At 36.3% G+C, this 14,945-nt stretch carries 11 protein-coding genes; 2 read left to right on the top strand and 9 right to left on the bottom strand.

Annotated features, from left to right (window positions below; translation table 11 throughout):
• Positions 1-45: 45 nt before the first annotated feature.
• The gene (locus OM074_RS04705; RefSeq protein WP_301198137.1) at positions 46-2,523 is read right to left on the bottom strand and encodes a DUF5686 family protein; all 2,478 of its coding nucleotides are present in this window, start codon (positions 2,521-2,523) and stop codon (positions 46-48) included.
• Positions 2,524-2,888: 365 nt separating this feature from the next.
• Here OM074_RS04705 and OM074_RS04710 point away from each other — a divergent pair, with 365 nt between their 5' ends.
• Positions 2,889-3,878 carry a methyl-accepting chemotaxis protein gene (locus tag OM074_RS04710; RefSeq protein WP_301198138.1) on the top strand — a complete coding sequence of 330 codons (990 nt, stop codon included), beginning with the start codon at positions 2,889-2,891 and terminating at the stop codon, positions 3,876-3,878.
• Positions 3,879-4,027: 149 nt separating this feature from the next.
• Here the strand turns inward: OM074_RS04710 and OM074_RS04715 are convergent, their stop codons facing one another.
• The 5 genes from OM074_RS04715 to OM074_RS04735 form a co-directional block, all read right to left on the bottom strand.
• Positions 4,028-4,696, bottom strand: coding sequence for an energy transducer TonB (locus OM074_RS04715; RefSeq protein ID WP_301198139.1), 669 nt, complete (start codon positions 4,694-4,696; stop codon positions 4,028-4,030).
• A 64-nt stretch (positions 4,697-4,760) separates the two neighbouring features.
• A complete protein-coding gene (locus OM074_RS04720; RefSeq protein WP_301198140.1) occupies positions 4,761-5,021 on the bottom strand; it encodes a hypothetical protein in 261 nt (86 codons plus the stop codon).
• A gap of 76 nt (positions 5,022-5,097) precedes the next feature.
• Positions 5,098-5,874, bottom strand: coding sequence for an amidohydrolase (locus OM074_RS04725; protein ID WP_301198141.1), 777 nt, complete (start codon positions 5,872-5,874; stop codon positions 5,098-5,100).
• A gap of 122 nt (positions 5,875-5,996) precedes the next feature.
• Complete coding sequence (locus OM074_RS04730; RefSeq protein WP_301198142.1) at positions 5,997-6,866, bottom strand: DUF4249 domain-containing protein; 870 nt, start codon at positions 6,864-6,866, stop codon at positions 5,997-5,999.
• A 2-nt stretch (positions 6,867-6,868) separates the two neighbouring features.
• A complete protein-coding gene (locus OM074_RS04735; RefSeq protein WP_301198143.1) occupies positions 6,869-9,205 on the bottom strand; it encodes a TonB-dependent receptor in 2,337 nt (778 codons plus the stop codon).
• Positions 9,206-9,431: 226 nt separating this feature from the next.
• On the opposite strand from OM074_RS04735, the gene OM074_RS04740 reads away from it, so the two are divergent.
• The gene (locus OM074_RS04740) at positions 9,432-10,823 is read left to right on the top strand and encodes a hypothetical protein (protein WP_301198144.1); all 1,392 of its coding nucleotides are present in this window, start codon (positions 9,432-9,434) and stop codon (positions 10,821-10,823) included.
• A gap of 144 nt (positions 10,824-10,967) precedes the next feature.
• Here the strand turns inward: OM074_RS04740 and OM074_RS04745 are convergent, their stop codons facing one another.
• The 3 genes from OM074_RS04745 to OM074_RS04755 form a co-directional block, all read right to left on the bottom strand.
• Positions 10,968-12,122: a DUF819 family protein gene (locus OM074_RS04745; RefSeq protein ID WP_301198145.1), complete on the bottom strand. Its 1,155-nt coding sequence runs from the start codon at positions 12,120-12,122 to the stop codon at positions 10,968-10,970.
• A 33-nt stretch (positions 12,123-12,155) separates the two neighbouring features.
• Positions 12,156-13,541 carry a D-alanyl-D-alanine carboxypeptidase/D-alanyl-D-alanine endopeptidase gene (gene dacB / locus OM074_RS04750; protein ID WP_301198146.1) on the bottom strand — a complete coding sequence of 462 codons (1,386 nt, stop codon included), beginning with the start codon at positions 13,539-13,541 and terminating at the stop codon, positions 12,156-12,158.
• Positions 13,542-13,862: 321 nt separating this feature from the next.
• Positions 13,863-14,900, bottom strand: coding sequence for a DUF6340 family protein (locus tag OM074_RS04755; RefSeq protein ID WP_301198147.1), 1,038 nt, complete (start codon positions 14,898-14,900; stop codon positions 13,863-13,865).
• Between the last annotated feature and the right edge of the window lie 45 nt (positions 14,901-14,945).

Here is a 14,945-nt window from a genome sequence, read left to right on the forward strand (position 1 = left end):
TTACAAAAACTTAACGCATTAATGTACTAAATAACCCCTACCCTATTACAATTTAATCTCAAATAAAACCCTGATCCCAAAATCTGGAACTCCCTGAATGGATTTAGGAGTAACCCTCCATACACCTTCTACCCTGAAGAAACGAAAAACATTTTCTAAGCCCGCCCCTACTTCTAAATAAGTACCGTCTGCAGACCCGGCTCCAAGGGGTAAGGCAATCCCTTTTAATTGTTCACTGCTTAATGTCCCAAACATTCCTTTAGCAGAAACCACTTCTCTTAGTCCTAAACGTTTTAATAATGGCAAGCGATTAAAAAAGAAACCATTCATATGATAATCCAAATACGTATGAACATAGGAATCGTGGATAAATTCAAGATAATTGATTAAGTTAAAATCATATCGGTAATAGCCATAAGTTTCATTACCCCTAGGTATTTCAAGCATGGTATAAGGTAGCTTGCCAAATATCTTACCGGCCTCAACCGCATAATTAAAATAAGTCATACCAAAATACTTGCGGGCTTTAATGGTTGCATGAATCTTAGCATACCAATCACTAACATTTCCGTACTCTACCCTGCCCACATTGGCTGCCATATTAATTATCGGATAATCTGTTGACACATAGAACCTCATAAAACCATCATCAATAAACGATTCCTTCCATGATAATCTCAAGTTAAGACCAGCTTCATATGCTTTTACAGAACTTACAGGTTCACCATCCATAACAAATGGATAAAACTCCGGTGAGTGTTGTTTTTTGTAATCCAAATTGAATCCGGTACTAATTCCGGTACGCCACTCATGATCATATGACAAATGAATCCCTTGCTGGCGATATAGTTCATCAAACTTGTCCCTGGACAAAATACTGGATACCAGATTCGTTTCCGAAGGGCTAAGCATATTTTCGTACAGATACAGAATTTTCCTGTTTTCTCCCATACGAATATACCTATCGTCATATTCTACTTTAAAAACCCGTCTATTGGCTGTTTTAAACCTATAGCCAACGCCACCTCTTCCCGATATCTGTTTGGTTTTTGTACCATACCCCATACCCCCAAACAACATCCAGTTTTCACTAATTTCAGAACTTGTCCTTCCTCCAAAATAAAAACGATACCCCTCAATTTCATTCGACTGAACAAAGTCAGTATAAGGGCCTATTTCATATTTACCAATATCCAGATAACCATTCAAACCCATCTCAACCAAATCATTTGCTAATTTAACCTGGGGTATCTGATTCACTGAATCAATTATCGCATATTTATTCAGATCTTCTTCCGAAAGTTTATTATGCCTGTATTTATCCCAATAAGATGCATCGCGCTTACGGTAATCCATCTGTTTTACAGATTCATAATTGATACTCTTAGTTGTTAATACGATCTCTTCCTTTGGCTCTATAGTAACCTTATCATATGACGAAGACTCACTAAAAATCAATTCAAGGCGCTGCTTTGTGGAATCCCCCTGAACCGGTAAATAATCGAACTCAGCCTGTAGTTTATTGCTTTTATAAAACACTATGGTATCATTAATTACCTGATAATCGCTGACAACACTCATATTCTTGATGAAGTTAAGCTGGTTCCCTCCCGACAACCTGGCCTCAACCCTTTGAATAGCAAATCTTTTGTCGTCAACAACCATATATCCTTCAAAAACATTTTCACCCTTTCTACGTGGATAAAACAACACTTTGTAGTGTTTTATTCCATTAACCAAGGTGCTATCACCTAAATAGTAGCGGTAATAAAACCAACCATTGTTTGCTGCGGGACTTACAAAATTTTGCTCGTAATACTTAATATAATTATCGTAAAAATTATGGCTTACATTTAATCCACTGGTGTATCCACTAAACTCATAACTGTTTAAAACTCCTAAACCTGAAGTTTTGTCGGCCAATACGGTAGATTTTTGCTTTTCTGGTTTTCTCTGAAATTCATTATAAACTAATTGCTCAGAGAAATATACAGGCAAATACAAACTTCCATCGCCAGCTTTCTGGAATAAATGTTGATGATTTTTAAAAACGTTTGAATTAAGCAAACCCTTTTGGACATTGTTTAACACATAATCCCACTTGGTATATTTTTCATATGAGTAGCGGTTGTATTTCTCTGGGTTATTGCGCTCTTTATTTGCCGTTAAGTTTTTAAGCAACCAACGAACACGCTCATCAGATGGCTTTACATTTACCTCATTAAGTTCCACTGTTTCAGGCGCAAGACCGATATTAAAACCGCGCTTGTTTCCATCTATTCTAAGTGTTTGTTTTACATACCCTACAGCAGATACTGTAATTGAATCACCAATAAAGGCAAACATAAACAAACCCGTAGTATCAGTCATGGTACCCTGAGTTGTCCCCTTTACATATATGTTAGCAAAAGGAATTGGTTCCTTTGTTTCTATATCTTTAACAGTACCTCCGATGGATTTCTCCTGAGCTACAGCGAGACTGGTAAAAACAAAGAAATATATAACAATTAATAAATTTCTCATATATTTTATAAGGTATAAAACCCTGGCACAATTAATAAAAGCAATCAATTATTAATACCACGGTATAACACCTGTTAGTTCAAATTTGTTTCACTTTCTTTCATGACAAAGAAAACACATTCAACACTTACTTTTATTTTTATTTTGCTGAAGAATGAATTATTATTATTCAATTAGCAAAAATAAAGTATTAACATGATGTTCTGTTATTTTTTTGATCCCCACTAAAAAACGAACTGTTGTAAGCACTAAAACGCCTTCAATAAACAAATATTGACAAATATCATATTTTACCCCTAGTTTTATAGGGGCATTTATGATTTTAATATATATTTGCAACCGCATTACCATAATATTTACCACCTATGTTGCAATTTTTATACACTATTTCATTGGGATTAGTATGTTTTGTTATATGGTTAGTTTTAAAAAACAAAAAACTAAAAGAGCAAAACAATGTACTTGAGAATTCAAAAGAAAATGATGAAAAAGAAGATCTGAATCCCACATTTGTACAGCAAAATACCAAACAAGCTGAAATGGAACGCCTATCCATTGTGGCAAAACAAACTGACAACGCCATTATGATAATGGACCCGGAAGGGAACATACAATGGCTCAATGATGGTTTTACCCGTATGTATGAGTATACATTTGACCAGTTTATTAAGATAAGGGGAAACAACATTCTTCAAACAAGCTTTAACCCTTTGGTTCAAAAGTGTATTGAACAATGCCTGGAGACCAAAAAACCTTCTTCCTATGAGGCCATTAACGTTACACCTTCAGGCAGGGAAATATGGACACACACTTCATTGTCACCTGTTTTAGACGAGAATGGAGAAATTATCCATCTTGTTACTGTCGACTCAGATATCAGCAGGAGAAAAGAAGCTGGTGATGCTTTGATACAACGTGTTGATAAATTAACCAGAAAAATATCTGATCTTTCGCAACAGCAGATGGATCTTACTAATTTTACCAACAGATTAATGCATGAAGTAGGCCGGTCCAACGAAAAAATTGGAGAAACAGACCAAATTGTAAACTTCATTCAGGAAATGTCGGACAAGATTAAGATAATGGGTATCAATGCATCTATCGAAGCCCAATATGTTGGTGAAAAAGGGAGTGGCTTTAAAGTAATATCAAGCGAGATTGTGCAGATGTCGGATGAAACGAAAAGATACTCAAAGGAAATTTCCAATATCGTAAGGCATATCCAAAATTCATCGGAACAGTTAAATTCAGGTAAAGAATTAGTAGAGGAAGCTTCGGTAAAATACCAGCAGGCAGTTGATGCCCTAAAACTTGAGGTCAGACTAGTTGAAGATGTTGTTGAACGGCTAAATTAGCATTAGAGTTTCAATGTTTAAAGCATAAAGCAGGATAAACCCAGGTTAATACTACATAAAAAAGAGATTACCCGTATGGATAATCTCTTTTTTATGCAGTAAACTCAAATTTTAGAAAGCACCTCGTTGCACCCCTAAAAATCTGCAGGTTAATATCTCCTGTATATGGGTTCCGTTCCTTTTTTTGTTTCAACTACAAGAACCCCATTTTGTGCCTCATCACCATATAACTCAACTGCTTTCGAGCCCTTTATTACCCTGATAGATTTTATATTAAAGTATTCCAAAGTAGTAACCCCTGTCACTTTTTTCTTATCAATAACAAATAAGGGTGCCCTATCATTTAAATAAAAAGGCTTAATCTGTTGTGCTATCAACCGGCTTTCGTCAGAGATATAAAAATGTACAGGTAAAGTAACTTTTGTATGAACCACTTCTCCATTAACCACTCCAGGCTTCCATTTATCTAAAGAATGTATTACCCTCAGCGCTTCCTTATCAATGCTTTCATAAAGTCCCTTAACCAATTCTACATTAGCTAACTCTCCATCCTTGGTAACCACAAACGAAACCAATACTTTTCCTTCAATTTCTTTCGCCAAGGCATCCACCGGATACTTCAACTGTTTTGCAAGATATTTCTGTATATTTCCGCGGCTCTTTTTATAAACCGGCACTTTATCAACGGTTTCATAGATACTATCGTTCTCAAACAATAAGTTATTAGTATCAGAACTATTTACTTTATTATTTGCACAAATATTTATTGCAATTAATAAAGTAAATACTGCTAAAAATGATTGAATTCTTGTTTTCATAGTCAGACAATTTACAGGTATACAACCACATACCCAACAAATACCATGCCCAATCAACAAATTATCAGCTCCTACCCCTTAACTTATCAATTTTCTCCATTGCCTTCCTGATATCTTCTAATGATTTCCTTCTGTTTTCTACTGAATTAATCTTCTCTTCCATAGCTTTTGAAGAACTCATTCCCCTTCTGGATCTTGCTCCTATAAAAGGAGGTTCTTCTTCAAAGCTTTTCACTTCTTTAAATTCAACAAACTCAAGACTATTGAGCAATTCTTTAAAAAACCTGGCTTTTTCCTTAGCAACCTTTACCTTAAAATACTTCATTTTTAATTAATTAATTACAACATAGAATGTAGCTCATATTTTTTGTGTTCATAAGGTTTTGTTTCAATTGATATACCTATGATTCTATAATATTAAATAGGTCAGAATCCAAATATACTGGAAATTCATCTTTAAATGAATTTTTCTTGTTTATGTCGATAGAAATTTTTTCGGAGATCATCATGCTCTCATCCATATCCAAACACACATCACCCTTGAAATCAATCAATTTAGACCCTCCTGAATAAAAGATCCCTCCACCAGTACCGATCCGGTTAACTCCTATAACATAACTCTGGTTTTCTATAGCCCTGGCCCTTAACAGAACATCCCACACTTCATGCCGTGATCTGGGCCAGTTAGCCATATAAATAATCACATCATAATCATTCTGATTACGGCTCCAAACCGGGAATCTTAAATCATAACATATCAAAGGTAATATTTTTACGCCTTTATATTCAATAACCACACGTTTATCTCCTTTTGAAAATCTTTTGGATTCACCCCCCATCCTGAACAGGTGCCGCTTATTATAGGTAAAAACTTCTCCCAGAGGATTCACAAACAATGCGCTGTTATATACTTCATCTCCTGTTTTAACAGCCAGACTACCCATTATGGCCACACCTTTTTTTCGGGCACATTTCTTAAGCCACCTTACCTCATCTCCATCTTCTTTTACGGCAATACGGTTTACATCCATTGAAAAACCACTCAAAAACATTTCGGGTAATAAAACCAGATCCACACCCTCTTCACAATCGTTTATTAGTGATTCAACTTTTCGCTGGTTAGCATCAAAATCTTCCCAATCAATGTCTAACTGAATAATGACTATATCAAGTTTCATCTCATTGTAATTTATAACTCCAAAGGTATTCTATGTTTAAAAAGTAGTATCAAGGCAAACTTACCTGGTTTGATGAATTAAATTTTGAACAAATAAGCTTTTATAATATAATCTAAAATTAATTATTGTGCTAATATAAATTCAGCAGTACCCATTCCTGTCCACCGACCAATTCCCCCATTAATATTTGAACTGGTACTTTTATTTATAAACGAAAATGGGTTAGATGAATTTTGTTGGTCCATATAAATATCCGACAATACGTTAAATGAAGCCTGATCCAAAGCTGATATCCTCAACCCTATTGTATCTGTATCATAAAACTCATATACAGGAAGGTTTCTGGAAGAATCAGAGCTATTAAGCCCTAAAGGATCCGGCTCTACACTCCGGTATATATTTTTAGTAAATACTTCCCCGTTTTTCCCAACATCATTAAACAAAGGAAATGCAGAAGAATGGAAATTTCTATCCACACCAATAATTTTTATTTGCGAATAATAATAATCCACTCCACCACCATCATCTTCCAGGTCGGCTGATATGTACATAGTTGTATCTGAACTCTGGTGCATATTAACCTTTAATATTTTTGGCGGATCGGGTATTGAAGTGTTGCTCTCTATCCTGTTACCTTCCACCTCAATGGTTAATTGATATTCTAATCCTGCTTCACCTTTCATTTGAACAGACCTATAAACAAAAGGAGGAAAAAATTCTTCCCTTCTGAACAAAGTCAAAATTTCTGACTCCCCTTTAGAAGAAGTTAAGGTAACCTTGGCATAATTTAAAAACGTATTTCTAATGGCAGCAGAATCGTAATTCGTTAAAAATGGAGAACTCTTAGTCAGTATAACATAGGCATAATTATCACTGGATATCCATCCATCAACCACAACTTTAGACTCATACCCGGGTTGTTCAATACTAATTTCCTTTGAGCAGGATATTAACAAAAGCAAAAAACCAAATACTATAATACTTCTACCCATTGCTAAAATTTAAATTTCCAACTTATTGAAGGTAAGATAGGGAATAACGACACCTGACGGGCACTGATATCAAGATCATAACTCCCTTCGCCAGCTAAAACATCATAATATATAAAATAAGGATTACTCCTGTTAAACACATTAATTACAGAAAAATTTAACACTGACTCCTTAAACACATCTGATTTAAGCTTATAATTTACAGACAAATCAAATCTTTGATATCCAGGCATCCTATAATTGTTGATACCTTCATAATCATTGGCAATATCCCCCATCATCCAATATCTACCAACCGGTAAGGTTGTTTTATTACCTGAAGCATAAACAAACACGCCGCCTAAATCAATCCGGTCATTTATCCTGTAACTACACAGCACATTCAGGTCGTGCCTCCTGTCATACTTAGCATCATGCCACTTCCCGTCATTAAGTTCATCAAACCGCTGCTGCACCCAGCCCAGGGTATATGATATATTTGAATTAAATTTACCGTATGATTTTTTTGCATAAACCTCGATCCCATATGCCTTACTTTCCCCTTTAAAGAAATTATCCTCAAAGTCCACTATTTCATCGCCCTGAAAATTCACGTTCAACATCAATTGGTTCTCCTGCCACCTTGAATAACCCTCTATTCCCATTTCAACATCCCACTTATCTATTTCTTTAAAATATCCTAAAGTCAGTTGTTTCCCGTTTTCCTCAGGCACTTTACCTGTAGCCGGCATCCAAACATCAGATGGCAACGGTATAGAAGCAATTGAAGTTAAATGAATGTTTTGGGGCACATACCCTACAGATCCTTTAATTGACGAATGTGATGTAAGCAGGTAAGTAAAGTTAACTATGCCTTTAAACATAAACCTTGCTTTATCCAAAGCCTGACTATAGGCCTTGTCATCAGAAAAGCCATTGGTCAATTTATCTGCATGTTGATACAACTGCACTCCTCCACCAAAATACACATCTAACCGAGGTAAAACACGATATTCGTCGCCCGCATAAACCTCAAAAATACGATGCAGGTACTCAATACGGGCATCATCAACACCGCTCCCCAAAGACAGATCCAGACTATGCGGCATTATTTGCCGGCACTGGGCAGCTAATCCAAATCTCACTACATGCTTATCAGCATCGTAAACAAAACCGGTTTGTGCTTTAACATGACTATATCTATTATTAAAAGAAAGCTTTTGTTCGAGTATACCCAAATTCAAGTCACTTTTATAACCAGAGTAGGCCAGACTAGAATTCATTGAAAACCGGGATCCAAACAAATGCTTAATTAGAACCACAGCACCCTGGTTTCCCCATTTATTATCCAAAGCAATTTTGTTTCTATTTTGGGCAAATTCAAAAACATCACCACCCGAATACCATGCCAATGTAACACTACTCTGTTTTCCCTGATACTTTATCTTTCCATTAAAATCGTAGAAATTAAATTTATTACTGGTGAAATAATTTTCTTCATCCTCAATAAACTGTTCTGCCACAAATCGGATGCCTTCAAGGTAACTCCTCCTGAAACCCGCATGAAAAAACCACTTATTATTCCGGGTTTTACCCTGATAACAAATATTCGATGTCAGATTACCTATGTTTGCAACCCAATTATAATCGCCTTTTTTATTATCAATAGAATTAACAACAATGGAAGATGCCAGCCTATTATTATAATCAACCGGGGCATTACCCTTATAAAAGGCAACATTATCGACTAAATAAGGGTTAAATACCGAGTAAATCCCCATCAGGTGAGATGGGTTCATTAACTCAATCCCATCAAATAAAATATAATTCTGGCCTGGAGACCCACCTCGCACATAAATACCAGAATTGCCTTCATTAACTGACTGGATACCTGGAAGCAATTGCAATGATCTGACTATATCCGGTTCTCCCAGCAAAGCAGGGGTTATTAGTATTTCTTTTTGCTTAAGCACCATTTTTCCGGGAACACTTCCCCGCACCAACGATTCATTAGTGGCACGGATCACAATTTCCTGTGTTTGATACTGTTTCTCTTGTAAAAACACCTTGATCAAGTCTCTGTCAGCTGCATCCAAACCCATTTCCAGCATTTCAAAGGCTGTATGAAAAAAACGCAACCTCACTCCTTCCCTATCGATAAGATCTATCTCAAATTTCCCTTCCGCATCCGTAATAGTTCCAATATTTGTACCCACAACCAAAACATGTACATTCACTACAGGCTCAAGCAACTCTTTATCAAGCACCTGACCAAACAAACGATAGGAACGATCCTGCCCAAACACAGCAATATGAACAATCGACAAAAGAAGTAAAATATTGATTTTTATATAGCTCATCAAAGTATTTTCCCTAAAAAACACAAATAACAGAATAATAAACTTCTTATACAATCCCCTGTAAATAAATTACTCCGCCTTACAAACAAACATTCCTCTCTATTATTTAAAAAATATTATCTACATCCACCCTATAACCTTTACAAACCTCTTCCGTAACAAAGCACTAAAACACAATTTAAATAGTATTAGGCCACTATTTACACACAATTAAATTTACTAACAAATGAAAAATTTTTTGAATTTAAACATTTGGGTTGCTGCATTTGCAGTACTATTTTTTGCCAGTTGTGAAGATGAAACCACAACTGATGAGCTGCAAGATGTTTTTGAATCAGAGTATTCGGAGCTAACTGCTGAAGATTCGAAACAAGATGTTGAAGATGCAGGTATTGCCCTGGTTCAAAACATTGACCAGCTTGAAGACGAAGAAGCTATTGATGTTTTAATGGAAATGGCTAACCTTTTTGGCGGATCAGCGGACGCTCCTGCCGGTACTTACAATGTACCTTTAAAGGCTGCATCTATTATTGCCAACGACTCAAAAAGCTCAGCTGAAGTATTTGGTTTATTAAAAGCTACTACAGAACAAGGGTTAGCGCTTAGTGATTCTTTTGCAGCTCAATGTGCTACTTACGCATATGATTTGACTTCCGGGGAATTTATTAAAAGCGAAAATGCAGATGCCATTGTTATCCAATTCCCAGGAAAAGAAGGTGATTTATCAAACACTGCTGAAATTACCATTGGTAGTTTTACCGTTAAAGAAATTACTTCACCAAGAGAAGAATTTTCAATGTTTACTTCTATAGAAGTTCCTACTGGTTTAAAAGCTACATTAAAGTATGAGGGCAGCGAGATAATGGCCTATACTTTAACAGCCGACTATGCCGCTGACGGGACTCCTACTTTGCTTGAAAACGTATTAGAAATTGGAAGCTTTTCTTTTAACCAATCTCTTACTCATTCTATTAACAAGAGTGCAAGTTTTGATTACAGCTTTAAAAATGGCAGCACTATCCTAATTGCTTTCGGAGCAGAAGCCAATGGCGACTGGTCATCGGAAAATATTGCTGACAATACTTATGTAAATGAATACTTAGATAACGAAACAGACGTTGAAGAGATTATCAACAACTCAAATGCTTATATTCAGTTTATGAATTTAAAAGCTGTTGGTGAAGTTGATATCAAGGCCATTGTGGATGCAGAACAAGCGTTTGAGAAAGCTCATGAAGCTGACGAAGATGAGTGGGGTAATTATCCTGATGAAATCAATAAATTAGAAACAGAAACCCTTGTTGAAGCAGTAAAAGAAAACGCCAGGTTTGTTCTTGTTTACACAGCAGACAACACAATGATTGCATCTCTTGAACCATACACTGTTGAAGATCCTTACAGCTATACAAGGGATGGAGTTACTTATACAGAAAATGACTACTATCTTGATTTCAGGATGATTTTTAAAGATGGCTCACCTGTTTCTATGGAAACATTTGTTGAAGATGAGTTAACAGGTTTCTTTGATGCCTTAAATGACTTCATTATAACAATCAATGGAAATTACAACACCACTATTGAACCAATAGATCTTTCTGACGAGGAACCTGTTCTGTAAATTAACATTTCAAGACATTAATAATATCAAGAGGCTGTTCATTTGAGCAGCCTTTTTTTATGACTAAACCCTCCTCGCTACAAATATTTTAGTCAATAATTTTTTAGTGTTTGTAACACAAGCTGGCAGAAAGTAATGACATCGCTACAACAACAGCAAAAACTCACTCATCACATACCCAAGATAGGTACCAATAGCATAACCAATAACCCCAACTGTTATTCCGTGCACAACAATCTCTTTATTTTTGATTGCCCCGGCTACTACCGGCACAAAAGGAGGACTACAAATTAATGACACCGAAGTAACCATAACTGTATCAACATCTACATGAAATAATTTAGAAAATGCTATATGTAAGAGGGTTGAACCAAAAACAGCAAACCCCACATAGGAAAACAAAGTTAAATCAATATTGCTCAGTTCCGAAATATTAAGCTTTGATGCTACAACAACACTAAAAACCAAAATAAAATACATGCCCAAATCATAGGTTTTAGGAATGTCACGCACCTTATTATTAAAAGACAGCATTATGGCCAATGTAGTAATTGTAAGTATAAAAACAGCCATTTGCGACTTTTCTGCAACCAGCATCATTAAAACGCCCCCAATTGCAACAATAACAAAAGTAAAGCCAAGGGCCATCAGCAGTCTCTTTCTATATTCATTTTTTAAAATACCCCCAAATAATTCTTTTCGCTCTTCTATTTGATGAGCCACTGGTACATTTAAGCCAGATTTAAAAGCCGGTAAAACATAACCCAACATCTTTTTTCCAACAGCAATAATAAATAACAAGTGCAAAGTAGAAAACAACATATCATAAGTGTGTACCGATATATAGGTTGGGGCATCAATATCCAAAGCCATCTTTAAGGCAGCCAGATTCGGAGTTCCACCTGTATATACACCACATAACAAACCAGCTACTTTATGCAAAGATTCCACTCTACTGCCACCAAACAAAAAATAGCCACCAACAATAACAATCAACAAAGCCAATAGGGCAGCCACCAATGAATAGAATGTATTACGCGCCAGCAAAAGTGATTTTTTAAAATCATTTGAAAACAATAACAAAGGTATTGCCAATGGAATACATAAGGACATCATAAATTCCTGAAGCCGCTCAATTTCTTCTCCTACCAACAAACCTGAAGAAGCCATTAAAATACCCAACACATAGGCTATCAGAACCGATCCTGCCTTATTTACCGATTTATATTTAAAACACAGCCACAGTATCCCCAATGGTGCAAAAAAATATACTAATCCCAACACAATAATCCACATCATCTTTTTTCTCTATCTAAATACTACGTTCTTCCTTTATTTTATCAATATCCTTGTAACCAGGTCATCCAATTCTCCCCTTATAATTTTTGTTTCAACCAGATAATTATTTGCTAATACACAAAAGGAACATACTTCGTCGGAAGCCAATGTTGCGTAGCCACAATACCCCAATACACCTTCCATCGAACCACTCTTTCCAATGATTTTACCTTGTAAATCAGGGTGTTTAAATACACTTTTTAAAGTGCCATTTACACCACCTACGGCAAGGGATGCTTTAAACACTTCAAAACAAACACTTTCCCTTTTCATCCAGGAAAGCAATTGTACCATGCCCTTTGGTGAAATTAAATTTTTCGGAGTCAGACCACTACCATCGCGTAATCTAAAATACTGATCGAACTCTATTTTATCTTTCCAAAACCCACGGATGGCAAGAATCCCGTTATCCCAACTTGCTTTGCCGGTATACTCTTTTGCCAGGACTAAAAACAAGGCATCTGCAAACAGGTTATTACTTTTTTGATTTGTAATTCGAATGATTTCAGAAAGATCTGGTGAGAAATAACTGAATAAGTCAGTTTCCTCTTCCTGGGCTTTAAAATCCACCAACATCTCATTTGCTATTTCAATTCCATGATGAATTAAGTATTCCGAGAATTCCCGGGCAAATACCCTTTGCGGATCGGGCATCGCTGCCTTAATTTTAAAGGCTGATCTATGGGACGGGATAGATCCTTCTATCCACCATTTATTGATTTCCGGAACTCCATAAACATAGGCACTATCTTTACTATGAGAGGCTGCAACAACATCACATTGCAAGGCATAAGGATAAATATCCGGATCAACAGATTTAACCACGCAAGTTTCTCCAACTGCGGATGAACTTAATACCACATTCACCGTATTGTCGCGCCAGTTAAAACCATGAGGAAAACCACCATAGTAATTACCAATATCTTCCCAAAGCCTTGGCGAAGAATACCCGGGCGAACTGGATTCAACCCTTATGATTCCTTCAATTCTGGTTATCCCTTCCTTTTGGAGCCCTTTACTCAGGGCTTCAAAAAAGCATGAAGGCTTTGTTTCTTCAAAATATTTAGAACCCAAAGTAGGGTCTCCACAAGCTTTTATTACAATATCTCCGTATAAAACATGATTAGATACGGTTCCTGAATAACACACCTTTGTTTCAAACTGAAAATCAGCTCCAAGAACTTCAAGAGCCGTAGCTGTAGTTACAATTTTAGTTAAAGAGGCTGGGATCAACTTCTTTTCTTCATGATATGCAAAAACGGTATCTGTATTTGACAGATTATATACTAAACCGGAAAACAAAGCCCCTGAATCAGAGATGTATTGGGCTTTTATATATGTACTAAAAAGAATAATAGAGAACGTAAAGATATATCTCATACCACAATGTTTTAACCTAACCAGGACCAGTCCATTTCATCTGTTCATTTTTTTGTTTTTTAAAAAAAATAAAATCTCTACTAACCCCAAACAATCAACAAATAACTAATGAATAATAACTAGTTCCTGTAAGAAAACTCATGATTCCTACGCTCACCCTTTGATTCCCTAAAGGGGAAAACTCCAACGCACTGTGCGGAAGCAACTTCCCCCTTAGAGCCTGTTCCGAACTTGTATTCGGGAGACTGAGGGGTGTGGGTGGGCTAACAAAAATTTCAGCAGTTTTCTTGCAAGCACTAACTAATGACTATTGACTAATATTTACTCACCATCCCCAACTTGAATTTTTAGTTCATCCAATACTTTTAATCTTTGGGTCATATAAACAGAATATAGCTTCAGCCGTTTTTTCTCTACATTAACCTGTCCACCAGACGAACCCGACAAAGAACCAAGACCTTCATTTATCCAGTAATTAGCCGATTCATAATCACCAAGTATTTCAGAGGCCAAAGCTAAATTATATGCAGCACGGGATTTAACCTTTGTTTTGGCATGGTCGAATACATATTTCCATACTTTAATGGCTTCCCCCCAATTTTCTGAACGAACATATTCTGTCGCCTGCATAAACTGAATATTTCCGGAATTGTAGAATCCCCTCTTTTGTTCCTGCCAGTATGGTGCAATATCATCAGCAGCCTTTTCGCCCATATAATTTGCCAGATCAGCCAAAGCGCTTTTAAGAGGCGGCAACTGGGCCGCAATATAGGCCATTGAGCCACCGTAAGCATCCCACGAAATAGTATCCCTGTGAATCTCTTTATATTCCACCGTACGGTTCAAACTATTATAAGTCCTTAAAAGCACTGCGGCGCTGGCATCCATCAATGCAAAGAGGTTACCATCATGTACTTTTTTTACTTCAATTTTTGTATGGTACAAATAATCGTCAACAGACACAACTGCTTCGGCATTGTATTTTTTACAGATGGCATCAATAATTTCCCAGGTAATATGCCCCTTAACCAAACCACTCCTTTTTAACGGATCCGGATGAACATATACAGAATCGAAAAAACTCCTCTGTTCCAGCTCATATTTCAAACCATCCAACGCTATCTGAGCAAAGTCATCTTTCCAAATGGTATCTACTTCATACGATTCTGATGGTAATATGATTTCATGGATTTTCTCCCCCCTGAACAAAAGCGAATTATCTATCAGCACCACCGATTTTATTTCCGGTTGAAGGGAATGTTTTGCCGGAATCAACACATCAATACTCAGAGGTTCATATGTTGAACAGGACACAAAAACTGCCACTGCTGAAATTATAAATAGATACGCTCGTTTCATCAATAAAAGTTTGAAAGTAGCAGCTTAAAGGAAAAACATAACAGT

Origin of the sequence: Plebeiibacterium marinum (genome assembly GCF_026013615.1) — a bacterium.
Lineage (GTDB): Bacteria > Bacteroidota > Bacteroidia > Bacteroidales > Marinilabiliaceae > Saccharicrinis > Saccharicrinis marinus_A.

Coding starts and splice junctions, on each gene's coding strand:
- OM074_RS04705 (WP_301198137.1), bottom strand. CDS start 2,523: ATGAGAAATTTATTAATTGTTATATATTTCTTTGTTTTTACCAGTCTC.
- OM074_RS04710 (WP_301198138.1), top strand. CDS start 2,889: ATGTTGCAATTTTTATACACTATTTCATTGGGATTAGTATGTTTTGTT.
- OM074_RS04715 (WP_301198139.1), bottom strand. CDS start 4,696: ATGAAAACAAGAATTCAATCATTTTTAGCAGTATTTACTTTATTAATT.
- OM074_RS04720 (WP_301198140.1), bottom strand. CDS start 5,021: ATGAAGTATTTTAAGGTAAAGGTTGCTAAGGAAAAAGCCAGGTTTTTT.
- OM074_RS04725 (WP_301198141.1), bottom strand. CDS start 5,874: ATGAAACTTGATATAGTCATTATTCAGTTAGACATTGATTGGGAAGAT.
- OM074_RS04730 (WP_301198142.1), bottom strand. CDS start 6,866: ATGGGTAGAAGTATTATAGTATTTGGTTTTTTGCTTTTGTTAATATCC.
- OM074_RS04735 (WP_301198143.1), bottom strand. CDS start 9,205: ATGAGCTATATAAAAATCAATATTTTACTTCTTTTGTCGATTGTTCAT.
- OM074_RS04740 (WP_301198144.1), top strand. CDS start 9,432: ATGAAAAATTTTTTGAATTTAAACATTTGGGTTGCTGCATTTGCAGTA.
- OM074_RS04745 (WP_301198145.1), bottom strand. CDS start 12,122: ATGATGTGGATTATTGTGTTGGGATTAGTATATTTTTTTGCACCATTG.
- dacB (WP_301198146.1), bottom strand. CDS start 13,541: ATGAGATATATCTTTACGTTCTCTATTATTCTTTTTAGTACATATATA.
- OM074_RS04755 (WP_301198147.1), bottom strand. CDS start 14,900: ATGAAACGAGCGTATCTATTTATAATTTCAGCAGTGGCAGTTTTTGTG.